The 25,508-nt window shown below is 60.2% G+C and carries 20 protein-coding genes and 1 pseudogene; 12 read left to right on the forward strand and 9 right to left on the reverse strand.

The features are described from left to right. Positions 1-7: 7 nt before the first annotated feature. Complete coding sequence (locus RLCC275e_RS27060) at positions 8-895, forward strand: LysR substrate-binding domain-containing protein (RefSeq protein ID WP_033183413.1); 888 nt, start codon at positions 8-10, stop codon at positions 893-895. A gap of 11 nt (positions 896-906) precedes the next feature. On the opposite strand, the gene RLCC275e_RS27065 is transcribed toward RLCC275e_RS27060, so the two are convergent. Both RLCC275e_RS27065 and RLCC275e_RS27070 read right to left on the reverse strand, forming a co-directional pair. Next, entirely contained in the window at positions 907-2,559 is a 1,653-nt protein-coding gene (locus tag RLCC275e_RS27065; RefSeq protein WP_033183412.1) for an acyltransferase, read from the reverse strand. Positions 2,560-2,827: 268 nt separating this feature from the next. Further along, entirely contained in the window at positions 2,828-4,825 is a 1,998-nt protein-coding gene (locus RLCC275e_RS27070) for a putative bifunctional diguanylate cyclase/phosphodiesterase (protein ID WP_033183411.1), read from the reverse strand. A 180-nt stretch (positions 4,826-5,005) separates the two neighbouring features. Between RLCC275e_RS27070 and RLCC275e_RS27075 the strand changes: the two genes are divergently transcribed. Next, the gene (locus tag RLCC275e_RS27075; protein WP_033183410.1) at positions 5,006-6,040 is read left to right on the forward strand and encodes a class I SAM-dependent methyltransferase; all 1,035 of its coding nucleotides are present in this window, start codon (positions 5,006-5,008) and stop codon (positions 6,038-6,040) included. Between the two features lie 126 nt (positions 6,041-6,166). Here RLCC275e_RS27075 and RLCC275e_RS27080 read toward each other — a convergent pair whose 3' ends face one another. Further along, the gene (locus tag RLCC275e_RS27080) at positions 6,167-7,024 is read right to left on the reverse strand and encodes an NmrA family NAD(P)-binding protein (protein ID WP_130708015.1); all 858 of its coding nucleotides are present in this window, start codon (positions 7,022-7,024) and stop codon (positions 6,167-6,169) included. A 129-nt stretch (positions 7,025-7,153) separates the two neighbouring features. Here RLCC275e_RS27080 and RLCC275e_RS27085 point away from each other — a divergent pair, with 129 nt between their 5' ends. Further along, a complete protein-coding gene (locus RLCC275e_RS27085) occupies positions 7,154-8,050 on the forward strand; it encodes a LysR family transcriptional regulator (RefSeq protein WP_033183408.1) in 897 nt (298 codons plus the stop codon). 145 nt (positions 8,051-8,195) lie between these two features. Here the strand turns inward: RLCC275e_RS27085 and RLCC275e_RS34720 are convergent. Beyond that, a pseudogene (locus tag RLCC275e_RS34720) lies at positions 8,196-8,264 on the reverse strand (cyclophilin-like fold protein); the annotation flags it as partial. Positions 8,265-8,333: 69 nt separating this feature from the next. Beyond that, positions 8,334-8,828: an Lrp/AsnC family transcriptional regulator gene (locus RLCC275e_RS27090; protein ID WP_033183407.1), complete on the reverse strand. Its 495-nt coding sequence runs from the start codon at positions 8,826-8,828 to the stop codon at positions 8,334-8,336. A gap of 150 nt (positions 8,829-8,978) precedes the next feature. On the opposite strand from RLCC275e_RS27090, the gene RLCC275e_RS27095 reads away from it, so the two are divergent. Further along, a complete protein-coding gene (locus tag RLCC275e_RS27095) occupies positions 8,979-9,185 on the forward strand; it encodes a hypothetical protein (protein WP_033183406.1) in 207 nt (68 codons plus the stop codon). Between the two features lie 27 nt (positions 9,186-9,212). Beyond that, positions 9,213-12,920: a trifunctional transcriptional regulator/proline dehydrogenase/L-glutamate gamma-semialdehyde dehydrogenase gene (gene putA / locus RLCC275e_RS27100; protein ID WP_033183405.1), complete on the forward strand. Its 3,708-nt coding sequence runs from the start codon at positions 9,213-9,215 to the stop codon at positions 12,918-12,920. 158 nt (positions 12,921-13,078) lie between these two features. Here the strand turns inward: putA and RLCC275e_RS27105 are convergent, their stop codons facing one another. The 4 genes from RLCC275e_RS27105 to RLCC275e_RS27120 all read right to left on the reverse strand — a co-directional run bounded on the left by RLCC275e_RS27105 (position 13,079) and on the right by RLCC275e_RS27120 (position 17,651). Beyond that, positions 13,079-14,278: a mandelate racemase/muconate lactonizing enzyme family protein gene (locus tag RLCC275e_RS27105; RefSeq protein ID WP_033183404.1), complete on the reverse strand. Its 1,200-nt coding sequence runs from the start codon at positions 14,276-14,278 to the stop codon at positions 13,079-13,081. A 17-nt stretch (positions 14,279-14,295) separates the two neighbouring features. Continuing rightward, positions 14,296-15,657: a mandelate racemase/muconate lactonizing enzyme family protein gene (locus tag RLCC275e_RS27110; protein WP_033183403.1), complete on the reverse strand. Its 1,362-nt coding sequence runs from the start codon at positions 15,655-15,657 to the stop codon at positions 14,296-14,298. Between the two features lie 63 nt (positions 15,658-15,720). Then, positions 15,721-16,887: a mandelate racemase/muconate lactonizing enzyme family protein gene (locus RLCC275e_RS27115; protein WP_033183402.1), complete on the reverse strand. Its 1,167-nt coding sequence runs from the start codon at positions 16,885-16,887 to the stop codon at positions 15,721-15,723. 53 nt (positions 16,888-16,940) lie between these two features. After that, the gene (locus RLCC275e_RS27120) at positions 16,941-17,651 is read right to left on the reverse strand and encodes a GntR family transcriptional regulator (protein WP_033183401.1); all 711 of its coding nucleotides are present in this window, start codon (positions 17,649-17,651) and stop codon (positions 16,941-16,943) included. Between the two features lie 207 nt (positions 17,652-17,858). Between RLCC275e_RS27120 and RLCC275e_RS27125 the strand changes: the two genes are divergently transcribed. The 7 genes from RLCC275e_RS27125 (at position 17,859) to RLCC275e_RS27155 (ending at position 25,505) form a co-directional block, all read left to right on the forward strand. Further along, positions 17,859-19,337, forward strand: coding sequence for an ABC transporter substrate-binding protein (locus RLCC275e_RS27125; protein WP_033183400.1), 1,479 nt, complete (start codon positions 17,859-17,861; stop codon positions 19,335-19,337). A gap of 72 nt (positions 19,338-19,409) precedes the next feature. Beyond that, entirely contained in the window at positions 19,410-20,369 is a 960-nt protein-coding gene (locus RLCC275e_RS27130) for a carbohydrate ABC transporter permease (RefSeq protein ID WP_082229837.1), read from the forward strand. After that, positions 20,366-21,256 carry a carbohydrate ABC transporter permease gene (locus RLCC275e_RS27135; RefSeq protein ID WP_033183398.1) on the forward strand — a complete coding sequence of 297 codons (891 nt, stop codon included), beginning with the start codon at positions 20,366-20,368 and terminating at the stop codon, positions 21,254-21,256. Before RLCC275e_RS27130 ends, RLCC275e_RS27135 begins: the two co-directional genes overlap by 4 nt. Positions 21,257-21,267: 11 nt before the next feature. Continuing rightward, positions 21,268-22,365 (forward strand): ABC transporter ATP-binding protein, encoded by a 1,098-nt coding sequence (locus tag RLCC275e_RS27140; RefSeq protein ID WP_033183509.1) that lies wholly within the window; start codon positions 21,268-21,270, stop codon positions 22,363-22,365. 33 nt (positions 22,366-22,398) lie between these two features. Then, positions 22,399-23,562: a mandelate racemase/muconate lactonizing enzyme family protein gene (locus RLCC275e_RS27145; RefSeq protein ID WP_033183397.1), complete on the forward strand. Its 1,164-nt coding sequence runs from the start codon at positions 22,399-22,401 to the stop codon at positions 23,560-23,562. A gap of 20 nt (positions 23,563-23,582) precedes the next feature. Then, entirely contained in the window at positions 23,583-24,332 is a 750-nt protein-coding gene (locus tag RLCC275e_RS27150; RefSeq protein WP_033183396.1) for a ribonuclease activity regulator RraA, read from the forward strand. Between the two features lie 162 nt (positions 24,333-24,494). Next, the gene (locus RLCC275e_RS27155; RefSeq protein WP_033183395.1) at positions 24,495-25,505 is read left to right on the forward strand and encodes a LacI family DNA-binding transcriptional regulator; all 1,011 of its coding nucleotides are present in this window, start codon (positions 24,495-24,497) and stop codon (positions 25,503-25,505) included. The last annotated feature ends 3 nt before the right edge of the window (positions 25,506-25,508 follow it).

Here is a 25,508-nt window from a genome sequence, read left to right on the forward strand (position 1 = left end):
TTCTGTGATGCACTTTAGAAGACGGATCCCGTCGTTGACGGCACTGGTGACCCTGGAGGCGGTGCTCAGAAAGAAGAGCTTCACCACGGCTGCGACCGAACTTGGTGTCACCCAGGCGGCTGTCAGCAGGCAGATTGCATTGCTGGAGGAGGAGTTCGGCCAGCCCTTATTCGTGCGCAAGCATCGGGCAATCGAGCCGACGGCGGCATGCACCAACCTCGGAGCCACGCTGGCCAAGAGTTTTGCAGATATTGCCGAGAGCGTGGAAGCGCTCCAGTCGCGCAGCCAGGACATGTTGACCATAGGGGCGACCGTTGCATTCTCTTCTTTCTGGCTGTTGCCGCGGCTGGCCGAGTTTCGCCGTGCGAACCCCGGCATCCTGGTGCGGGTGATATCCCAGGACAGCCCGATCGCACTCGATGACGGAGAAGTCGATGTGGCAATTCGATATGGTGTGCCTCCCTTCAGCGATAGCACAGTCATCGCATCGCATGGCGACGTCATCTGTCCCGTCTGCTCTCCCGACTATCTCAGGCGTCGCGGAAATGGGGCGCTCGGCTCCGCCGACGAATTCATCGAAACGGACGTTCTCGATCGTTCCTGGTATAGCTGGGCGCAGTGGTTTTCGCTCACCGGCGCCAACCTCGAGATAAAGCCGTCGCTTCGGTTCAACCACTATACCGAAACCATCGCAGCCGCGCGCGCAGGCCAAGGAATTGCCTTGGGATGGCGTATGCTGGTGGGCACCTTTCTGGAGGATGGAACCCTGGTGCAGGTCGACGGCGGCGAACTCGCGGCGGAAGATCGTTACAATGTGATCGTGCCCGTCAAAGCCAAGCGAAGCAACGCACGCGACCTTGCCGCCGCCTGGCTGACGGCATCATTGCACGGGTGATCGAAGCGTGGTCACAAACCCAGCCCCACGGTTGCCGTCCGGTGAACGCCTTTCGGGACGAAAGCGAAGCGATCTGCCAGTCCCAGGAAATCGGCCGCCAGGTGAATGACGGAAAGCCACATTTCCGTTCCCTGCAAGCTCGGTTCAGCACCGTCGGCAAACGGGAATCCCTCGCCATCCCGCCATCTATCCAGCGCCCTTGAGATGACCTTGCGGGCGATCGCCTCGCCGTCGGCCCGCCTGTAGTCGGTCTGCCGGGCAATCAGCAGCAGAGGATGAATCGTATCGAGCAGGTTGCACGCATTGTATTTCGCAGCAACGAAGCCCTTGTGGTTGCGATAATTGAGGTGAACCGTTTCGAGTGAGGCGTGCGGGTGGGGAAGCGCCGCGCCAAACTGGGCGTAGGTGCCGCGCGTCAGGCGATAAAAGCCGTTCACCGGTTGGAGCCATCCTTCCACCGCGGTCGGCTCACCCCAGAGCCCCGAAACGCCGTTGGCATTGCGGCTCAGCCACTCGAAGAGTTCCTGCCGGGAATTCCTGATGCCGAAATACTTCGCATTGAAGTACATGGCGGTTCCGATCGCATCGACAACGCTTCCTGCGTGCCATGCCCGGGTCGACCAGGGCAGGGCGCTCAGCCATTCATCCAGTTCCCCGGCCTCGAGCTCGACCGCATGGACCGGTTGGCGCGGACCTGAACCAAGCAGTTCAAGTGCATAGCCAACCGCAAGGACGTTATAGAGCGCCTTTGGATCATCCCTCAGCGCCTTGCCATGCATGTGCGCATGTTCTTCCGGGAAAAGGCCGGTCTCTCGGTCCTGAAGACCTTGGAGACGCTCGACGGTCTCCGCCGCATCGAGATCGGGCGGCAGGTGGCCGAAGCCGGCAGCGATCTCGATTGCATCGCAGAGATGCCGGATCGCCGGTCTGCGGATGCCGTCTGCTTCCAGCGATTCATAGGACCCTTGCGTTTTCCAGCGTGCCAGAATGTCCGGCCACTGGTCCTGCGCTTTCCGGTCGAGCCTGACCAATTGATCTTCGATGTCGCCAGTGCCGGATTTCTTCGGCGCCGAGCCCCGGCTCCGCAGCACCCGGGCGGGTACGCCACCGGCAATCGCCATGGCGGGAATGTCTCCCGTGACCACCGCTCCGGCGGCGATCACCGCACCATTTCCAATCGTAGCGCCATCGAGGATCACGCAATTGGCGCCGATCCAGACATCTTCGCCGATCACGATGCCGATGCTGACGACACCCTGGCGGTGAATAGGGATAGTCTGATCGTCGAAGCCATGATTGAAGCCGACGATCGAGGCATGCGAAGCAATCCGCACGCCATTGCCGCACGTGACCTTCCCGGAAACACAGGCATAGGGATTTATGGTGCAATCGTCGCCGAGGATCACATGGCCGCGAACGAGCGCGTGCCCGGCGATCCAGGACCGCTCGCCCATCGTCAGGCTTTCGGTGAAGACTGCGGCATGCTCGGCGATATAGGACGTCTCAGCCAACTCCGCACCGCATGATCTCCTGAGTCCCGCCTTGCGAGAGAGGTGAGCGGGATGATCAAGGTCCGACGCAACATGTTCCCAGGTCAGGTATTGAAGCCTGCGCGCTTCCTTATCTTCGCTCGCCGATGCTTGCGGGCTGTTGGCGTGATCCATCTCGATCCTCATTGTCAGGTTCAACCGCCGAATATTCGTCAGCCTTCAGCGATCCGTTGCCTCGCTGCATCAGACGGCGTGATCCGTCTAAAAGCAAGACTTCTGACAATGGTGGCACAGCCCCCGTTGCGATGGCTCCAGTTGCTTTGGTTGCCGTATAGGTAGTCGGTTCGGCCGAGGCGCCCGAATTCGCATTCCGCAGCGACGTCATGCGCCACGCACCGATCATCGGCAACGTGCTGAGCCATCTGGAAATCTTGAGGTCGAGTTATGCCGCGCTCAGAAGTTCAGCGCTAACCGGCATTCCCATATGAAAGCCCTGGACGCGGTCGATGCGAAGATCCTTGAGAAGGGAAAATTGTGCTGCAGTTTCGACGCCTTCCACCAGGATCGTATTCCCACGATTGCGGATGAGAGCAATCATGTCCTGAAGCATCATCAGACCGCGTGGGTTCGAGCAGTCGTGCAGGAAGGTTCTATCGACCTTGACCGTCTGAAACTCGATTGCCCTCAGCCATGAGAGGCCCGCGAAGCCGCAGCCGAAGTCGTCGAGCCAGATTTCGACGTCGAGTGCCCGCAGATCGGCAATGCATTTAAGCACCTCGGCCTGCATATCCATATCCAGGCCCTCGGTGACTTCCAAGGCTAGTCGCGACCCGCAGACCCCGCACCGAGCAAGGATATCAGCGACACTGGCAGCAAAGCCAGGGGAACGCAGTTGTATCGGCGACACGTTGACGCTGACGGTCGCCATGCGATCGGTCATCAGTATATCCCGGCATGCCGTCTCGATCGCCCACCTGCCCAGTTCGAGGATAGCTCCACTTCGTTCCGCAATGGGAATGAATGTCTTCGGCGAAACCGCGGTGCCGTCCGGCATCCTGAGGCGCATCAAAGCCTCGACAGCTCTTGCTTTCCCGTTCGTCACGTCGAAGATCGGTTGGTACACGAGCGAGACCAGTTTGCGATCGATGGCGGCCGCCAGCAGCGGGACGAGTTTGCCAGCATGGTCGTCGGGGCGAGGCAAAAACGGATCAAAACTGCGAATGCAGTTTCGGCCACTTGCTTTGGCATTGTAGAGAGCGAGGTCGGCTTCACGGACTATTCGTTCAACTTTCTCTCCAACTTTCTCGCGGGTGAAGGCGACGCCGATGCTGACGGTTACGGTCGACATATCATCAGGTCGTTCGTCGTGAGCAATCGCAAGAGACTCGACTTCCATTCTGATTTTCTCGGCGAGAGTCATCGCAACCTTGGGAAGGGCAGCCGGCAAGACCACGATAAACTCCTCACCACCATACCTGCCGATCATGCCATCGGACGACCCGACAACCGCCTTCAGCGCATTGGCGATGACAGTCAGGCATCGGTCCCCTTCCTGATGTCCGTAGCGGTCATTGAAGCGTTTGAAAAAGTCGACGTCGATGAGGAAAACGGAGAAGTCGCGGCGTTCGTCTTTCCAGGCGGCCCAGCATTCGTCGAGCCGCCGATCCAGCGCGCGTCTGTTGCCTATGCCTGTCAGGTAGTCAGTATGTGAAAGCTCGAGCAGTGACCTTCCGCGTTCGGACGCCTCCCAGTGCTGGTGGCGAGCTTCTGCCGCGTTCAGCAACACGTTTCGACGCTCCACGTTCAATCGCCAATTGACAAAAGACGTGAAGACAAAGCACGAAATGTAGAACATCCCGAAGGCAAGCTTGTAAGTTTCGCTTGAAGGAAAAAATTCCACGATCGTAATGAAAAATGCGCATAGAACGAGGCTCGAGGTGATCACCGAAAGCCGAAACGGGAAACTGAAAAACAGGTTGGCGCCCATCATGAAGATGGCGCCGAATATCATGTAGTATGACATGGCGGTGACGTCGCGGGTGGCAATCGCCGGGTAAAGCCAGCCTACATAGCCCACAAGCAGTGCAGCGGCGCATGTGATGTCAAGCCAGACGGTTTTCGCATTTGCCAGTCGCAAGATTTCGAACGCCAGCAGCGCGATCGTTGCAATGGCGAATCGCGCGGCGATCGTCACAGGGGCAACATCGGGGATCAGCCATCGGTCGGGAAGTGCGAAGGCCACATAAACGGCAACCGCGATCCAAAGACCATGCCGTGAGCTCCGCCTTCGGACAGCATCATTTTCAGTTTTCAGAGACTTGAGGGCCTCGGCGAATGAAAAACTGGCGGTGGATTCGTCGTGTTGGACATTAGCGTAAGGCGCGATCATGCAATAACACCGGCCTGACAACCATCTAAAGTATGTTGAAAAGTAAGCCATACTTCGGCGCCCTCCAAAATCGCGTTCGGCAATCTGCAACCGGTTTGTCTTATTGCTTAGCTTTGTTAGAGGGGTAGCATCTGACCCGCAAGAGTAGAATTACCCTTATCCCGTGTGGATTCTAGTCGCATCCTATTTCGAGGTTGATTATGCTTAACGCTATATCAAGGGGGTCTCGAAATGGCACAAAGCCTGGTCTTGGACGGTGAAAGTCTTGTTGCGCCCGGCGAAATTCGGGTCGCAAGGAGGGTTGCTACCCCAGATCCCGGCCACCTGATCGTTGCCAGAGCCGAGCTTGCCCTCAGCCTTGACGTGTCGATCCGTCAGTTCAAATCCGGCGTCGAGCCTAATGCGATCATCGAGCGTCTTACCGACGCCTTGCATCAGATACGGCGGCGCTTTCATCCGGAGGTGTGGGACGTCATCGTGCCGATCGCGCAATCTCATCCGGTTGCTCACTATCTTCATCAAGATCCATTGACCCGCTGGTCGTTCGAAAAGCCGCGCGGCTATTCTGGCGACGCACGCCTTCTCGACTTCATCTACGGCCGACCTGAGATTGAGGACGCCGTCTTATCAGCGAGCACTTTGGGACGCTCGATCTACGCCTACACTCGAAATGCTTCGTCATCCGTCGCGGTGAGGGAGCGTCGAGACATTCTGGCTCGCCGCGTTGACGAAATCGCTTCGGCCCGGCCCGGTTCTACCGACGTCCTCGCCATCGCCGCCGGGCATCTTCGTGAAGGCCCCTTGTCGGGCGCTCTCAGCGCCGGGGCGATCAAACGCTGGGTCGCTTTGGATCAAGACCCGATAAGCGTTGGAACTGTCGCCCGCGATTTCGCCGGCACGTCCGTCGAAGCGGTGAACGGGTCGGTCAAATCCCTGCTCGGTGGAAGGCATGCGCTGGGAATGTTCGATTTCGTTTATGCCGCCGGTCTTTATGACTATTTGCCGGACGCGGTAGCCGTAAAGCTGACCAAGAAGTGCGTCAGCATGCTTAAGCCTGGCGGCACATTCCTATTCGCCAACTTCTCCCCGGAGACGGACGTCGATGGCTATATGGAGACATTTATGAACTGGGCGCTGCTGTTGCGGTCAGAACGAGAGATGGGCTTGATCGCCAGTGAAAGCGTGACTGGGGCGGATGTGAAGGTGTCTGTTTGGCCCGGCTCAAACCGCAGCATTGTCTACTGTGAAATTCAAAAACCGCATTAGGCCGCATGTCTGCCGTCCAATCCGGTAGTCTTCGGCTAGTCCGTTAAGTTCAAAATCCGGGGGCGAACCTATCAGAGGCTGCATGAGAAAGGGCGTGGTTGCTCTTCGCCACGGCCTTTCGGCTGTTTATCGGACGGGGCTAATCAGACGTCCGATGGCTGTGTCCAGTGTGGTCGTGCCCTTCACCGGCTCGCCCTCGAACCGGATCCAGCCTTCGTTGAAGCCATCGATCATACGCATCCGCGGGAGGGGGTTCTGCATGCCCTGATCGGTGAAAATCTGCTCCCAGGTGTCGCGGGCGACCGGCTCCGCCCGGACGGTTCTGCCAAGGATGGACGATAGAACAGCGGCGATATCGTTGGGCGTGACGCCCTCTGGCCCCACCAACTCGACGACCTGCTTGCCCACCCACTCGTGCTGCAACAGTTCTGCCGCCTTGGCTCCGACGTCGAAGACAGAAACCATCGGAAAGGGCTGATCGAGCGGCTGCAGGAAACTCGAGAGGACACAAGTCTCGCGCGCCGGCGCGATATCCCAGGCCGTGTTCTCCATGAACCAGCCGGCACGCAGAAAGGCGATCGGCATTGGCAAGGCAGATAACTTCTGTTCGACGAGACCGAGCTGGCTCAAGAGGTTAGGTTCTCTGGCCTGCGCGCCGATGGTGGAGAGGCAAACGACCTTGGCAGGACGAGACGAAAGAAGCGCGGTTTTCAGGGCCGCAATGACAGCGCGCACTTCCATAAAGCCGGGGTTCGGATCGAAGGTCGGCGGGATCAACAGAAAGACACCGTCGGCGCCGGCGAAAGCCTTGGTGAGCGCATCGGCGTCGGTCATCTCGGCCAAGGCCAGTTCCGCGCCTTTGTCCTTCCATTCCGCTGCTTTTTCCGCATTGCGCGCGACGGCGCGTATCGGCACACCCGCCTCCAGCAGACGCGCGGCGACAATGCCGCCGACTTGGCCTGTTACTCCGGTGATCATAAACATGGCTAAACTCCTTTGCCGCCTCCGCCGCCAGCATGTTGGCGGTTTGTTATGCTGATCATGTCCCTTGGCAGCCTTTGACTGAAGCGCGCTTCTGTCACATGATTGGTGACTTAAAATCACGGATGCGCGATGTTTGACGGACGATTATTGAATGGCGTGAGCGTACTGGCCGCCGTTGTCGAGAGCGGAAGCTTCGCGCGGGCGGCGGAGCTAATGGGACTATCGGCGTCGGGCGTCAGCCGCGCCATTTCTCGACTGGAGGGGCGGATCGGTCTGCGGCTCCTCGACCGGACAACACGCACGATGCGGCTGACCGATGACGGCGCGCGGTTCTACGAACAGGTGGCCCCACTCTTGAGCGGCATCGAAGAGGCTGCGCAGACAGCTGTTGGCGCCAGACAGGCGGTGCGTGGCCGACTGCGAGTCAATGTCGACCCATATTTCTCACGCCTTGTGCTCGGCCCGCGGCTCGGCGCCTTCCTCGATCGTTATCCGGATATCCAGATCGAGGTCATCACCCGCAACGAGATCGGCGATCTTGTTGCTGATGGCATGGACGTCGCGGTGCGTTTTGGCGAGCCTGCACAGCGGTCGCTTATTTCGCGCCTGTTGATGCAGACGCGCGTGATCACGATTGCGGCTCCCGCTTATATCGAGCGATATGGTCGGCCGAGCCGTCCACAGGATTTGAGCGAGCATACCTGTATCCAGTTCCAGGACCCGCTGACGGCAAGGCCTTTCGAATGGGAGCTTCGGCGGGGTGAAAAGGTCGTCTCGATCGAGACCCGCAGCCGCATTTTAGTCAACGATGCCGGCACGACCTTGGCGACCTGCCTTGCGGGGATAGGCATCGCGCAGGTCTTCTCACTCGGGATGGCGGATTATCTGAACAATGGGCAGCTCGTGAACCTCTTTCCCGACTGGTCGGACGAGACCTTCCCGCTCTACGCCTTCTATCCCTCGCGTCAGCATGTTCCGGCTAAGGTCAGGGCCTTCATAGATTTCTGCGTCGAGATCATTGAATAGACGGAGGCGCCTCGTCGAGCGCCTCTGCTGGCTTAAGCCTGCCGCGGCTTTCTGGTTCTGATAGGCCATTGCGGTAATTCGTCTTATTGGGTTCTTTCATGCTTGGGCGGAAGGCGAATTGCTATCTCCGGCCATAAAGCCCTTGTCATATGCGTTCTATGCGGACCGGATACTCGCCGCGCAGCAGCAACGGCTCGAAGCCATTGTCGAAGCGACGACAATGAAGACATCGCAGTTCGTCCGGCGGCTACTCACCGGCAGTTCGTCATCTCAAGGATCACATTCACGAAAAACTCGAACCGGACTTGTCCCAGCCTTCCTTGATCGTCTCCATGGCGACATTCGTCGATGTGCTGGCAACGTGGGGCAGTGTCGAGATGCGCTCGCCGAGGACGCGGCGGTAGCGGCCGATATCACGGGTGCGGATCTTCAGCAGATAGTCGAACCTGCCGGCGATCATATGGCACTCCTCGACTTCGCTGATTTTCTTGATGGCATCGTTGAAGCTCTTCAGCGCGTCCTCGCGGGTATCGGAAAGCTTCACCTCGACGAAAGCAATATGGTCGAGCTGCATTTTCGACGGATTGAGGATGGCCTTGAAACCTTCGATATATCCTTCGCTGATCAGCCTCTTGAAGCGGATCTGGCACGGCGTCTTCGATAATCCGACACGCGCGGCAAGATCGGTGATCGACAGCCTTCCTTCCTCGGCGAGTGCAGCGAGGATCTTTCTGTCGAACTGGTCCAATTCACTAAAGATGTCGGTTTCAGCGGCCATTCGAACTCTCAAGGATGAATTAATAAGTTCATACAGCCTGGAAACGGCTGAAATCAAGTGAGATCGCGATTTGAGGCTGTGGTAGATTGTAGGCCGGGCAGAAGAGTGATGAAATCGGTATCGGCGCCGCGCTCAAAACGGGGATCATACATGCATAACAAAGAAGCGGATGACGATCGGACGCTGGACCTGCTCGCTCACTACCGGCCGCTAGCGATCAGGGCCGTGGCTGCGGCGCTCACCCTCAAGCGCGACAGACCGGATGCGCGCCCGCTGCGAGAGACGGAATATTCCGGCCCCGCCTGCACGGACGATGCACAGTGGGACGACGAGCCCGGCATCTCGTTCATCCGTTAAACCAGATTTCGATTGATAGGTACTTTCATGTTGAACGCAGTGATCGACCCCGCCTCCTCCAATGATCCGGCCGACGGCGCGCCATTCTCGGCCTTTGCGCCGCCGATCCGGCCGCAATCCGAACTTCGCCAGGCCATCACGGCAGCCTATCGCCGACCGGAAACCGAATGCCTGCCGCCGCTCGTTGCCGCGGCGCGTGTCTCCGAGGCAAAACGCTATGACATTCGCAGTACGGCCCGCAGCCTGATCGAGGCGTTGCGCGCCAAGCACAAGGGGACCGGTGTCGAAGGGCTGGTGCAGGAATATTCGCTTTCCAGCCAGGAAGGCGTGGCGCTCATGTGCCTCGCCGAAGCGCTGCTGCGCATTCCCGATACCGAAACCCGGGACGCGCTGATCCGCGACAAGATCGCCGAGGGCAACTGGACCTCCCATATCGGCGGCGGAAAATCCATGTTCGTCAACGCCGCCACCTGGGGTCTCGTCGTCACCGGCAAGCTGACGTCGACGGTCAACGACCGAAGCCTGTCCGCAGCGCTGACGCGGCTGATCGCGCGCGCCGGCGAGCCGGTCATCCGTCGCGGCGTCGATATGGCGATGCGCATGATGGGCGAGCAGTTCGTCACCGGCGAAACGATCGCGGAGGCGCTGAAACGCGCCCGGCCGCTGGAAGCGCGCGGCTTCCGCTACTCCTACGACATGCTGGGCGAGGCCGCGACGACGGGCGCCGATGCCGAGCGTTATTACCGAGATTACGAAAAGGCGATCCACGCCATCGGCAAGGGGTCGGACGGGCGCGGCATCTATGACGGCCCGGGCATATCGATCAAGCTTTCGGCCCTGCATCCGCGCTACGTGAGGTCGCAGGCCGGCCGGGTGATGAGCGAGCTGCTGCCGAAGGTCAAGGCGCTGGCCGTTCTCGCCAAGACCTATGATCTCGGCCTCAATATCGACGCCGAGGAGGCCGATCGGCTGGAGCTTTCGCTCGATCTCCTCGAGGAGCTTTGCTTTGCCCCTGATCTTACCGGATGGAACGGGCTGGGCTTCGTCGTGCAGGCCTATGGCAAGCGCTGCCCCTTCGTCCTCGACTACATCATTGATCTCGCACGCCGCTCGGAGCGCCGGGTCATGGTCCGTCTCGTCAAGGGCGCCTACTGGGATGCCGAGATCAAGCGGGCCCAGCTTGATGGTCTCGACGACTATCCGGTCTATACCCGCAAGATCTACACCGATGTCGCCTACGTCGCCTGCGCGCGCAAGCTGCTCGATGCTCCGGATGCGGTCTTCCCGCAATTTGCTACCCATAATGCGCAGACGCTCGCCACGATCTATCGTCTGGCGGGTCCTGATTTCGCTGTCGGCAAATACGAGTTCCAATGCCTGCATGGCATGGGCGAACCGCTCTATGACGAGGTGGTCGGAAAGGAAAAACTGAACCGGCCCTGCCGCATCTATGCGCCTGTGGGAACCCATGAGACGCTGCTCGCCTATCTGGTTCGACGCCTTCTGGAAAATGGCGCCAATTCGTCCTTCGTTCACCGCATCTCCGATCCGAATGTCTCGGTCGAGGCTCTGATCGCAGATCCCGCCGAAATCGTCGCAGCCATGCCTGTCGTTGGCGCGCCCCACGCGCAGATCGCCTCGCCGAAGGCTCTTTACGGCAACGCCCGGGCCAATTCCGATGGTCTCGATCTCTCGAACGAGGCCACGCTTTCGGATTTGGCTGAGGCGCTCGCCTCCACGGCTGCGGGCCTATGGCATGCGCTTCCCATCCTTGCCGACGGCTCGACGGATGGGGTGACGCGGGAGGTTCTCAATCCTGCCGATCACCGGGATGTTGTCGGCACGGTGACCGAAGTGAAGGTCGAGGAGGCTGCGCGCATCGTTCGCATGGCGGCCGAGCATGCGCCGCAATGGGCCGCCGTGCCGCCGGCCGAGCGTGCCGCCTGCCTGGAGCGGGCCGCCGACATCATGCAGGCCCGCATCAAGGTGCTGATGGGGATCGTCATGCGCGAAGCCGGCAAATCCGCGGCCAATGCCATCGGCGAGGTGCGTGAGGCCATCGATTTCCTGCGCTACTATGCCGAACAGGCTCGCAAGACCCTCGGCCCCTCGCATGCCCCCCTCGGTCCGGTCGTCTGCATCAGCCCGTGGAATTTCCCGCTGGCGATTTTCACCGGACAGGTCGCCGCAGCCTTGGTTGCAGGCAATCCCGTGCTTGCCAAACCGGCGGGCGTCACGCCGATCATCGCTTCGGAGAGTGTGAAGATCCTTCACGAGGCAGGCGTGCCTGTCGGTGCCTTGCAGTTCGTGCCCGGCAGCGGCCGTCTCGGCGCCGGCATGGTCGGGGCGGAGGAGACGGCAGGCGTCATGTTTACCGGGTCGACCGAAGTTGCCCGCATGATCCAGGCGCAACTGGCCGAACGGCTGTCGGCGACCGGGAAACCGATTCCGCTGATTGCCGAAACCGGTGGCCAGAACGGCATGATCGTCGACTCCTCGGCGTTGGCCGAGCAGGTGGTGGCCGACGTCATTGCCTCTGCTTTCGACAGCGCCGGTCAGCGCTGCTCGGCCCTCAGGGTTCTCTGCCTTCAGGACGATGTCGCCGACAGGACCCTCGCCATGCTGAAGGGCGCCTTCCGCGAACTGACGATCGGCCGTACCGATCAGCTGAGCATCGATGTCGGCCCTGTCATCAACGACAGCGCAAAGACGGAGATCGACCAGCATATCGAACAGATGCGCGGCTTAGGTCGCAAGGTGGATCAGCTGCCGCTGCCCGAAAGTGCTGCGGCGGGGACCTTCGTTCCGCCGACGATCATTGAGATCAAGTCGCTGTCGGACCTGACGAGGGAGATCTTCGGCCCGGTCCTGCATGTTATCCGTTTCAAGCGAAACGGGCTCGACCGTCTGATCGACGACATCAACGCATCGGGTTATGGTCTGACATTCGGGCTTCACACCCGGCTTGATGAAACGATCGCGCATGTGACCAGCCGCATCAAGGCTGGAAACCTCTACGTCAACCGGAACATCATCGGCGCCGTCGTCGGCGTGCAGCCGTTCGGCGGCCGCGGCCTGTCGGGAACGGGTCCGAAGGCCGGCGGTCCGCTCTATATCGGCCGGCTGGTGCAGCGTGCGCCCGTGCCGCCGCAGCAGGATTCCGTTCATACGGACCTCGCTCTTCGCGACTACATCGTCTGGCTCGACAAGAAGGGCTTGTCGGGCGAGGGGGAAGTGGCGCGTGGATATGCGAGCCGCTCGGCGCTCGGGCTCGAACGCGAACTCACCGGTCCGGTCGGGGAGCTCAATCTCTACGCGCTCCATCCCCGCGGCCGTATTCTCCTCGTGCCGCAGACAGAGGGCGGGCTTCATCGCCAGATCGCCGCAGCCCTATCGACCGGCAACCACATCGTCGTGGACACGGGTTCCTTATCGAAGTCAGTCCTGGCGGATCTTCCGGCGGCTGTCGCCGGCCGGATTTCCTGGACCTCGGATTGGGAAAAGGACGGACCGTTCTCGGGTGCCCTCGTCGAAGGGGACCGCGACAGGGTTCTGGCTGTCAATCAGAAGATCGCTCACCTGCCCGGTCCGCTTCTGCTGGTCCAGGCCGCGACGACCGAGGAATTGGCGAGCGATCCCGAAGCCTACTGCCTCAATTGGTTGCTGGAGGAAGTGTCGACGTCGATTAACACCGCGGCTGCCGGCGGCAATGCAAGCCTCATGGCCATCGGCTGAGTAACAAGACGAGGGCGTTGAAAATGCGTCCTCGAAACTCCAGACGGAAAAGAGGGCCTCTTCCCAATCCGGCGCGCCTTACTGAGCGCTGCATGACCCGAAGGGGGTCATTCCAGTCATTTGCGTAGATGATTCACCTCATGCAGGTGGAGGGAGGTTCAGTCGAAGAAGCCCGCATCCTCTTCCCTGAGATATCTCCTGGCCGCTTCGGCGTCGATATCGATTCCCAGACCCGGCGCTTCCAGTAGGTCCACCATGCTGTCCTTCACGATCTGCGGCGGCAAGCCGATTACCAGTTCCTCCCACCAGGGGTCGGAGGCGCTCGGATATTCGAAGGCGACGTAATTTGCCGGCAATGTGGCGCAGACATTGATCAACGCGCCGAGCCCCAGCAGGCCGTTGGCTGTGCCGTGCGGTGCCATCAGGATCGAGTGCATGTAGGCGTGCTCGGCGACCCATTTGAGCTCGGCAATGCCGCCAATATCTGCCGGATCGGGGCCGATGACGCGCACCGCCTGCGTCTCGATCAGTTCCTTGAAATTGTGCCGCAGGTAGATCTGCTCACCAGTGTGGATCGGTGTCGAGGTGGAGAGGGTCAGTTCCCGATAGGCCTGCGGATTGACCCACGGCACGTAGTCGCCAGTCAGCATGTCCTCGAGCCACATCAAATTGTACTTCTCGACCGCGCGAGCGAACTTGATCGCATCGGGCAGCATCCAGCCCGGACCGCAGTCGAGCGCCAGGCTGACTTTGTCGCCCAGCACTTCCTTCATCGCGATCACGCAGTCAAGCATGTGATTGAAACCGCGCTCGCTGATCATGCCCTGATCCATGGCACCGTGATAGCCGGCCTTCTTCTGCGTCACGCCGTAGTGGAAGTCCTCGATGGTGTCCTTCATGTTGGAGTGGAACGAGATGCCTTGCTTGACCATGAAGAAGTTCTGCGGCTGCTCCATCATCCATTTGACGTCAGCGGCGTAATCCTCCGGCCGGTCGCCCGTGCGTTTCTGGCGAATCGAGCCATTGTAGACGCGCACCTTGTCGCGCACCTTGCCGCCGAGCAGTTTATAGGCGGGCACGCCCGCGGCCTTGCCGGCAATATCCCACAGCGCATGCTCGATGGCGCTCACCGCCGCGCCGTAGGGCTTGAAAGAGCCGCGTTGGCGTATCTTCAGCATGACTCTCTCGACGTCTGTCGGGTCCTCGCCGATCAGCGCCTCGCGGAAATGCAGCACAAAGGGCTTGAGGTAGGACTTGGTGAATTCGACTTCACCCAAGCCATGGAGGCCCTCGTCCGTGACGATGCGGACGATCGGGTGTTTGCCGATAACGGCACAGCGCAGATCGGTGATCTTCATCTTCGTTCCTTTTCGCCTCAGCTCCAGGTGCGATCCCAGGAATATTCATCGTCCCAGCGATCCGTGGGCTGCCAAATGCCGGTGACGCCCGGCTGCAGATGTTGCGAGATCACCTCGTCGACGACGTCGTCAATCCCCAGGCCCGGCTTATCCGAAACAGTGATAAAGCCGTCCTTCACCAGCGGCTTGGGAAGGCCGGTGACGATATCGTCCCACCAGTCGACATCGGCGGAATGGTATTCCAGCGCCATGAAATTTTCAGTCGCCGTCGCCACGTGTGCGGCGGCCATTGCGGCGATTGGACTTTCTGCCATGTGAATAGCCATGGCGATACCATGGTCCTGCGCCATGTCGCCGATCTTCTTGGTCTCGAGGATGCCCCCACTGGTGAGCAGGTCCGGATGGATAACGGAGATACCGCCGCTCTTGAGCAGAGGCTCGAAGCCCTCCTTGAGGTAAATGTCCTCGCCGGTGCAGATCGGCACAGTGGTTGAGTCCTGCAGTTGTCGGTACTGCTCGGTATACTGCCATGGGATCACATCCTCGAGCCAGGCTGGCACGTATTTTTCAATTCGCCTGGCAAGACGAATGCCGTTCTGCACCGAGATGTGGCCGATGTGGTCGATGGCGAGCGGAATATCCATGCCGATGACCTCACGAACCTCGGCAATGTATTGCTCAAGGAAGTCGAGGCCCTTGTCGGAAAAGTGGAGGCCGGTAAACGGGTGCGGGACGTTATGCAAATCATACGTAGCGTTGCGGACGCGCCGCTCTTCAATGGTTTTCAGCGGGCCGCGGCCGGGGTGGTCGCGGTACCCTTCAAGTGAGCCGGCAGGAGACACGACCGCACCGGGCACATCCGCGATCTGCATCAGCCCCAGATCCATCTTGAGGAAGGTGAACCCAAGCTCCATGCGTTGCTTGAGGCGCCTACCGGTCTCGGTGCCGCTCGGCACGGTGGCGTCGGTGTCGCAGTAGACGCGCACTTTTTCCCGAAACCGGCCGCCGAGCATCTGGTAGATGGGGACGCCATAGGCTTTGCCGGCAAGATCCCACAACGCGATTTCGACGGCCGATACGCCGCCGCCTTGCCGGCCGTGCCCGCCGAACTGCTTGATCCGCCGAAACAGCCGGTCGATGTTGCAAGGGTTCTCGCCAAGCAACCGGCTCTTCAGCATCAGCGCGTAGGTGGCGCTGGCGCCGTCGCGCACCTCGCCAAGCCCGACGATGCCCTGGTTGGTGTAAATCTTGAGCAGCGCTGAGGTGAACGGCGCGCCGACAATTTCGGCTACCCGCATGTCGATGATGCGAAGGTCGGATGGCTTGGAATGCGTGTTCACCCGATTGAGCGCCTCGTCGGCTCCATCTGCCTCTGGCATGATCTATCCTCGTTCTGTCGCTGGGTTTGTCTCCGCGCATGGCTGCGGCGGCATAGAGCGTTGCTAATCCAGCTCTATCTCGTGGTTTTGAAGGTAGTCGCGGTTCATTTCGACGCCGAGGCCAGGCTTGGGCGCAAGCTTGAGGCTGCCGTTCGAAACATCGAGTGGTCTGTCGATGAGGTGATCGTATTTGTCCAGGTTCCACTCCGACGTTTCGAGTTTGTAGAAGTTAGGAACGGTCATCATCACCTGCGCTCCCGCAACCACGTTGATCGGTCCCGCGGCGTCATGCGGCGAGACCGGGATGTAGTAGGCTTCGCATAGGGCAGAAATCTTCTTCAGTTCGGTAATGCCGCCGGTCCAGGTGACATCCGGCATGATGTAGTCGGCGAGCTTGTTTTCGAGCACCGGCACGAAATCCCACTTCGTGTGGCCGCGCTCGCCCCACGAGATAGCGGCGCTGACCTTCTCACGGACCTGTCTGAGAGCGTTGAGGCTCTCCGGTGGACAGGGCTCCTCGAACCAGTCGATCTGACCAGCTTCCTCGAGGCTCCGACAAAGGCGAATGGCGGTGGGAACGTCGAACCGGCCATGCGCATCGATGAGAATGTCAACATCAGCCCCCGCTGTTTCGCGGATCAGAGCAGTGAGTTCGGCGGCTTCGCGCTCGTCCTTGCGGGTCATGCTGCCATCGAGGTAGCCGTCCCGCTGCTCGCGGGACTGTCCATCGGCGGTGCGGCCCTGGTGGGGGAAAGGATCGAACTTGAGCGCAGTATGGCCGGACTCGACGATGTCTCGAATTTCCCGGACCACAGCGTCTTTGCTGGTGAACTTGGCCTGGTTGGGATGGGTGTAGAGCGCGATTTCATCCCGTACCGGTCCGCCCAACAGCTCGTAAATCGGCTTGCCCAAGACTTTGCCTCGAATGTCCCAAAGGGCTATGTCGATGGCGCTTACGCATTCGACTGCAGCGCCGCGACTGCCCATGTAGGTGAAGCTGCGGAATATCTTGTGCCATAGATACTCGATACGCGCCGGGTCCTCGCCTGTTACAGCGGCACCGATCTGCCGCAGGATCGTGCAGAGGGCGCGATTGGCGAGCCTTGTCGTGGTGGTGATCTCTCCCCAGCCGCTCACCCCCTCGTCGGTCGTCACTTCGACGAACAAAAACTCTCCCCAATAAGAAGCATCGGATCTGATTAGCCACGGCCGAACGCTGGTGATTTTCATCTCGACTGCCTTTACTGAAATGGTCGGGATAGCGATAATTCAGGCTATGTATTCTATCCTGCCCGAGCGGCGCTACGCGCGCGCATGTGTTCGAGGATGTGCCGGCCGGAGCCCTCGACATGGCGTGCAATGAGCTCGGCTGCCTCGTTCGCATTTCCCGCTTTTACATGCGCGATGAGCTCGCGATGCTCGCTAAGGATCGCGGCACGCCGGGCGAGCGTGAAGTTGAAACGCCGGCTCACGGCTCGAAGTACTTCGCGATGCTTCCACCAAAGCTCGGCGGCATGGCGGTTGTAGTGCTTTTGGTACATGACGGTGTGAAAGGCGGTGTCCAGCTCGCTGTGCCTGAACGTGTCGGCGAAGTTGTTCTCTTCAATGAGGCCTTGGATGCGTTCGAGTTCAGCAATGTCCTCGACGGTGGCCATATTCACGAACCATCGCGTCAGTGCCGGCTCGATCAAGACTCCGATCTCGTAGATGTCCCGAACAAAATCCTGATCTATGGGCCGCACGCGCGCTCCCCGGTTGGGAACAAGGGTGACAAAACCCTCTCCACGCAACAGCTGCAGAGCCTCGCGCACGGGGTTGGTTGAGGTGCCGTGGCGCCGGGCGAGATCGGTGACCACAAGCCGCTCGTTGGCAGCGAGCCGCCCTTCGATGATGTCTTCCCTGATCAGTTGATAAAGCGACGCGCCCTCGCTGGAGGCACCGATAGCGTCGATCCCTTCGGGCGGCTTTGCTTTAAAATCGCTTGCTTCGGCCAAGGCTGTCCCCAAATTAATACACACATTGCTCGGATATCACGCCAGCCTTCTCAAAACAATGTACGATTTAATCAATTGACAGGCAATCTACAATCTGAAAACGTATGATTAGGCCAAAGGGATACATTGGGTGGAAAGTCCCGCGGCCAGGGAGCAAGACCGCTCGCCTCGACGCAGAGCGGCATGGGAGAAGCTGGAGGATACCTTATGACGAGGATTTCACTCGGCCGTGCGGTACTGCGCGGCACTGTCTGCACTGCTTTGATGGTATCGTTGATGTCCGCGTCCGCTCTGGGTGCGCCGGTCGACTTGAGCAAGTGGTCGCCGGAATATGTGCGCTCCATCGCCGGCACACAGGACTTTGACACGGCGGGCGATTGCGCCAAGGTCACCCCCCTCGACTACAAGGGGCGACTCACGTTCTGGTATCAGGGCGTGTTCGAGGGTGACCCCGACCTCCTGCGCCAGTATTACAAGGAGTTCTTCGAGACTTTCCGCAAGACCTATCCAAACATCCAGCTTGAGGAACAAGCCCTTACCTATAACGACCTGTTGGACAAATTCCGCACCGCCCTCCTTGGCAATGCAGCGCCAATGGCGGTGCGTCTGCAAATCCTGGGCGGCACCGAGTTCGCCTCCAAGGGCTATCTGGAACCCCTCAAGCCCGAGGACGTAGGGTATTCGACCGAGGACTTCTGGCCCGGTGCAATGAAGGCCGTAACCTGGGAGGGGGTGACCTACGGCATCCCGACCAACAACGAGACGATGGCGTTCATCTGGAACGCCGACGTCTTCAAGCGTGCAGGCCTCGATCCGGAAAAGGCTCCGGCAACCTGGGACGACGTCGTCAAATATTCCAAGCAGATCCACGACAAGCTCGGCATTGCCGGTTACGGCCTCGTGGCGCGCAAGAACGCCGGCAATACGCCGTATCGCTTCATGCCGCAGCTGTGGGCCTATGGCGGCGGCGTCTTCGACGAAGCCACCGCCAATCCGACCTACAAGCAGGTCCAGCTCGATAGCCCGCAGAGCAAAGCGGCATTGCAAGCCTCCTACGATATGTATGTTCGCGACAAGTCGGTTCCGGTTTCGGCGCTCACCAATCAGCAGGCAGATAACCAACCCCTCTTCCTCGCTGGCCAGCTCGGCATGATGGTCTCGCACCCCTCCGACTACAACGTCATGCTCGACCTGCAGAAAAAGACGACGGGCAGCGACAAGGACAAAGCGCAGACCGTCATCGATAATATGCGCTACGGCCTGATTCCGACTGGCCCCGACGGCAAGCGTGCCGTCGTGTTTGGCGGCTCGAACATTCACATCCTGAAGCCCGAATATGTCGAAGGCGGCAAGGTCGACGAGCCGGCTGCAAAGGCTATCAGTTGCATGTGGGCGAGCCCCGAATGGTCGCTGAAAATGGCTTATGCCGGCTCAAACCCGGGGAACCTCAACGGCTTCAAGACCAAATGGATGAAGGAGCGTCTGGACAACATCAAGTTCCTTGATGTCACGACTTCGATGCTGCCATACGGCATCCCGTTTCCGGCGCTGCCACAGTCCCCCGAGATCATGAACATCATCGTCCCGGACATGCTGCAGAATGCCCTCACAGGAGCCATGACTGTCGACCAGGCAGCCGACGACGCAGCCAAGAAGGTCAAAGACCTGACGGACGGCGGACTCTAGTCCGCGCCTGCCGACTAATCGGCTGCGCCTCCATCGCAGCCGGTTTCTTCCGAAGAATAGGGGCAGGGCACAGTGACGATCTTGACTGGCAAGGCCGAGGCGCGCCGAAGACTGCAACCTGACGGGCACGGCGTGTTGCGAAAGATTTGGGAGCATCGCGCTGACTACGCGTACGTGCTTCCCGCGATCGCCGTGATGCTCATCGTCATAGCCTATCCGATCTACTACACGATCGAGCTGTCGTTCTTCAACACACCGCCGGGCCTGCAGCTCCGGGACAAGATTTTTATCGGCTTCGACAACTACACCGCCATCCTCACAAGTCCGGTGTTCTGGACAGTCACCTCGAACACTCTGATCTGGACATTAGGATCCACTTTGATCTCATTTGTCCTGGGGTTTGCCTGCGCCCTGGCGCTTCATCGCGACTTTGTCGGTCGCGGCCTCCTGCGGGCCATCCTGATCATTCCCTGGGTCATCAGCGCGGTCGCCGCGTCCTATATCTGGAAGTGGATCTACCATTCGGACTTTGGAATCATTGGGGCGGTGCTGGTCGGCCTCGGATTGGCCGACAGGCCTCCGAATTTCATCGACAGCGTCAGCACAGTGCTGCCCTCTCTGATCGTCGTCAATATCTGGCGGGAGTTTCCGTTTGCCATGATCATGATGATGGCCGGCCTGCAGACGGTTCCCGATCAGTTGCTGCGCGCCGCAAAAGTTGACGGAGCAAATGCATGGCAGCGGTTCTGGCACGTCACTTTCCCGCATTTGAGAAACGTTTCGACGGTGACGATCCTTCTGCTGGCCGTGGCCAACTTCAATTCATTCATCATCCCCTGGATCATGACCGGCGGTGGGCCGTCGAACGCATCGCATATCTGGATCACCCACATTTATGAGCTCGCCTTCGGCCGCCAGCGCTGGGGGGTGGCATCGGCCTATTCGGTGCTGCTGTTCCTGATCCTGATGTCGTTCGGCTACTTTTACGTCCGTGCTCTGAGCGGCAACGAGCGGAAGGATGGGAGCGCATGAGCACGATTGCCGAGACTGCTCCTCGAGGCAAGGCCCGTCGCCGTATGCGCATCGACGGATGGCGGTGGGGCGGACGCATCTTCCTCGTGTTCATGATGCTTTACACCGCGTTGCCGATGATCTGGATGCTGATCACCTCGATCAAGTCCGGCTTCGCGGCCATGCAATTCCCGCCGCAATGGTGGCCTGATCAACCTACCCTTGCCAGCTACCAGAAACTGCTTGATCCGCAAAACAGCGTCGGCCAGGACTTCCTCCGCTTCTTCTGGAACAGCCTTTTCGTCTCCACCGCCACGACCATCCTTTCGGTCATCGTGGCAGTACCTGCGGCCTACGCGTTTTCGCGCTTCACCTTCCCGGGCCGAAACTTTCTGTTCTTCGCCGTCTTGCTTCGCAACATGTTCCCGGCCGTGATCTTTCTCGTGCCGCTCTTCATCCTGATGCGCGCGATCGGGCTGGTGAACACGCATGCGTCGCTCGTCCTCACCTACCTCACATTCGGCCTGCCGCTGGCAATCTGGCTCCTTAAGGGCTTCTACGACAACATCCCGGTGCAGCTCGAGCAGGCGGCGCGCATCGACGGCGCGACGCGGTTCCAGGCCTTTGTCCTGATCGTGATGCCGCTCTCGACGCCAGGAATCATCGCCACGGCGATCTATTCCTTTATCGGCGCGTGGAACGAATACATCTACGCTTACACCTTCCTCTCCAAGAACGAGCAGTTGACACTGCCGGTCGGCATCCAGCGCTTCTTCTCGGAAAATACGACGGACTTTCCGGGCCTGATGGCGGCCAGCTTTATGATGAGCGTGCCCGTCGTGGTCCTGTTCCTCGTCCTGCAACGATACTTCGTACGCGCCCTCACGGAGGGCGCAGTCAAGCATTAGAGGAGTTGACGGTGGCCCACGTGGTTCTTAACGATCTGGTCAAGACCTATGGCAGCTTCAAAGCTGTCAACAACGTTTCGCTGACGGTCAACGACGGCGAATTCGTTGCGCTCGTCGGCCCTTCAGGCTGCGGCAAGACAACCACGCTCAATCTTGTGGCGGGGCTCATCCCCATCACATCTGGCGACATCGTCATCGGCGACCGAGTGGTCAACGACCTCGACCCCAAGGACCGGGACATCGCAATGGTGTTCCAGAACTACGCGCTCTATCCGCAGAAATCGGTCTACAAGAACCTGGCCTTCCCGCTGCAGATGCGCAAACTGCCAAGGGACGAGATCGACAGGAAGGTCAAGGAAGCAGCGCGCGTGCTCGACATGACGCAGCTGCTCGAGCGCAAGCCACGCGAACTTTCGGGCGGGCAACAGCAGCGCGTGGCGCTCGGCCGTGCCCTCGTTCGCGATCCGGCGGTATTTCTGATGGATGAACCACTCTCCAACCTCGACGCAAAGCTGCGCGTGCAGATGCGGTCAGAGATCAAGCGTTTCCACCAGGACCTCAAGGCGACGATCATCTACGTGACGCACGACCAGCTCGAAGCGGTAACTATGGCCGACAGGATGGCGGTGATGAACGGCGGCTACCTGCAGCAATACGATTCGCCGGCGCAGGTCTTCGCCGATCCGGTGAACATGTTCGTCGCCAGCTTCGTCGGCAGCCCGGCGATGAGCCTTGTTCCGCTGGAGGCATCAACGGCAAGCGGCAACACTGTGTTGACCAGCGCGGAGGGCTGGCACTTCGAGCTCTCGCCACACAACGCCCAGAAGGTCTCAAGGGCAACAACCAAGAAAGTCGTGCTCGGCGCACGTCACTCGGCGATCAAGCTGCACAAGAGTGCGGTGCCAGGAAGCATACCTGCCAAGGCCTATACGGTGGAGCCGACCGGAGACGTCACCTTCGTACAGGCGTTGCTGTCTGGCGCCATCGTCAACGTTAGCGTGCCGCCGACCATTGCCGTTGCGCCCGACGAGCAGATTTGGCTCGAGTTCGACCAGGAGCGGATGCATCTGTTCGACGGCGAAACAGAAATGGCCCTCAAGGCCAACTGAGACCAAGCGGATGCGTGTGAAACGAGGGCGTGGATGACTACGAAGCTAAAAATCACGGCGATCAAGCCCTATCCGGTATGGGTAGGAACGCGCAACCAGATGCTGGTCAAGGTCGAGACTGACAACGGCATCTTCGGCTGGGGCGAGAGCGGTTTGAGCGGTCGCGAGAAGGCGGTGGCCGGCGCGATCGAGCACTATCGCGAGTTTCTCATCGGCCGCGACGCGATGCAGATTGGTCGGATCTGGCAAGAAGTCTATCGTAGCCAATACTTCGAAGGCGGGCGCGTTCTGCAGGCGGCGATTTCGGCCATCGACATTGCCCTTCATGACATCAAGGGCAAGGCGCTGGGGGTGCCGGCCTACGATCTGTTGGGCGGCAAGCAGCGCGACCGCATTCCTACCTTCGCCTCGACCGGTGACGAGGCCGAGGGCGACGTTGCCATCGAACGGGCCCGCGAACTACGCGCACAGGGGTGGCAGACGATCCGCTTCTTTCCTATCGGGCAAAACAGCAAGGACATCTTCGAGCCGCGCGAATCGATCGGCGCTACAGCAAGCATGCTAAACAAGGCGCGCGAGGCGCTGGGCGACGAGGTCGTCCTCGGCATCGACTATCATCATCGGCTGTCGGTGGCAGAGGCGGCGAGCTTTTGTAACAAGCTCGGCCGCGGCGTGCTTGATTTCCTCGAGGAGCCGATACGAGACGAGACACCGGAGGCGTACGAATCCCTGCGCACGATGACCGACATCCCGTTCGCCATCGGCGAGGAATTTGCCAGCAAGTGGCAATTCCTGCCCTATATCGAGCGTGGCATCCATCAGTTCAACCGGCTCGATGTTTGCAACGTTGGCGGGCTCACTGAAGCGATGAAGGTCGCTGGTTGGAGCGAGGCGCATTATGTGGACCTGATGCCGCACAATCCCCTCGGGCCAGTCTGCACGGCCGCGACCATCCATCTCGCCGCCGCGGTGGCGAATTTCGCTTGGCTCGAGACCAGGGCGCCCGAAGCAAAGCTCGGCTTCGACAATTCCGACTTCTTCCCCGTGCAACCACGGCTCGACGGCCCCGACTATCCGGTCAGCGATCTGCCGGGGCTCGGCGTCGAGGTCAACGAAGAGGCGGTCAAGGCGGAGAGCTTTCGTTTCTGGGAAGCGCCTCACCTGAAGCGCCGCGACGGTTCTGTTACGAACTGGTAGTTCATCCACCGGAGTCTAAAATGACCCATACTTCCGATATTACGCGACCCCCCAAAGAGCTGATCGACGCACTGAAGGAAATCGGCGCCGCGACGGTTGCCGGCACGCTTGGCCACATGGGCTTCCGCAATCCGCACATGGTCGGTCCCGTGCCGCAGAACCGCGGGAAGTCGATCGTCGGGCCGGCGCTGACGCTCCAGTTCATGCCGCAGCGGCCAGACCTCTTCAACGAGGGAGAATATGCCGATCCGGAGACGCAGTTGCACCGGCACGTGCTCTATCACGCGCAGGAGGGCGATGTGGTCGTGGTCGACGCGCGCGGCGACATGAGCTCGGGCGTCTTTGGCGATATGATGTCGACCTATTTCAAAGGCAGAGGCGGCGCTGGCATCGTAATCGACGGGTGCATGCGTGATCGGCCCAATGTCGAGAAGCTAGATCTCCCCCTATGGCTACGAGGCTGGACTCCCAACTATCATGTGCAGACCAGCATCTATCCGAATGCGGTCAACGTTCCGATCGCCTGCGGCGGTGTCACGGTAATCCCCGGCGACATCATCGTCGCCGACGATGATGGGGTGGTGGTGCTTCCAGTCGCAATGGCCTCGAAGGTAATCGAAGAGTCGCAAAAGCACCACGATTGGGAGGAGTTCTCGCGAGTGAAGCTTATGGAGGGCGGGTCGTTGCAGCGCTACTATCCGCTGCATGACGATGCCCGCGGAGAGTACGAAGAGTGGCGCAAAACAAACCGCGTGGAGAACCGAAGTTAGCCAATCGATTACCCGAGGCGGGCGGCGACCTGCCGCATCGACTTGCGCACCGCGTCGAGAAAGGCTGGTGTCCTCCATCAAATGCCAGCGAGCACTGCGCGTAAAAGCCGCTTGACAAAACGCGTCCGCCGCGAGTATTGGGTAATCGATCACCCAAGGAGGATGGCGAGGATCGTGGCAGTATCTCTTTCTGACATCGCGGAACGTGCGGGAGTCTCGGCAAAGACGGTTTCCGGCGCATTGCACGGCGGCTCCGCCCGCATGTCGGACGATACGCGCCAGAAGATCAAGGCCATTGCGGAAGAGCTCGGCTACGTGACTAACCTTGCGGCGCGTGGCGTGCGTCAGGGCTGGCTGCCGCTGGTCGGCGTCGTCTCCGACGGCCTCATCACTTCGCCCTTCGCCACCGAGATCGTACGTGGCCTCGACGGGGCGGCCCGCGGTGCCGGCATGGCGGTCTTTGCGGTCAACCACCGCAGCGGCCAGTCTATCGGCTCGGTGCTCGACGAGGTGCAGCAGTTCCGGCCGCGCGCCGTTGCTTATGCCGCCATGTACCACAAGGATGTCGCCCTGCCGGACAGATTGGCGGGCTCCGTCGGCGTCATGATCAACTGCCGCGAGGCTGCCGGCCGCGTCACCGCGCTGGTGCCGGACGAAGAGGGCGGCGCACGGGAGATTGTGCGTTATCTCCTCGCCGCCGGCCGCCGGCGCATCGCCTTCATCAACCTGCCGGGCATTCTCGCCGGCACGCTACGCGAGATGGGGTTTCGTGCGGCGCTTGAGGAGGCGGGCATCGACCCCGTCGGCGTGTTGCCGGCGGTGCGCCGCAGCGTCTACAGCGACCGCGCGCCAAGCCTTGTTGCCTCTCATGTGGAGGCGCTTCTGAAATCCGGTCAACGGCCTGACGCCATCTTGTGCGGTAACGACCGCGTGGCGATGGAAGTCTATGCGGCGCTTGCCCGCGCCGGCCTTCGCATTCCGGACGATATCGCGGTGGCAAGCTTCGACAACCAGGTCGAGCTGGCCTCGCGGCTGGACCCGCCATTGACGACGATGGCCTTGCCGCACCGCGCCATGGGCCGCCTTGCCATGGAGATCCTCCTGGCCGAGCAGCCCGAACCGCCGCATCTGCATAAACTGCCGTTCCATCTGGTCGAACGGGCATCCGTCTGAACA

This window comes from Rhizobium brockwellii (assembly GCF_000769405.2).
In the GTDB taxonomy this organism is placed as follows: domain Bacteria; phylum Pseudomonadota; class Alphaproteobacteria; order Rhizobiales; family Rhizobiaceae; genus Rhizobium; species Rhizobium brockwellii.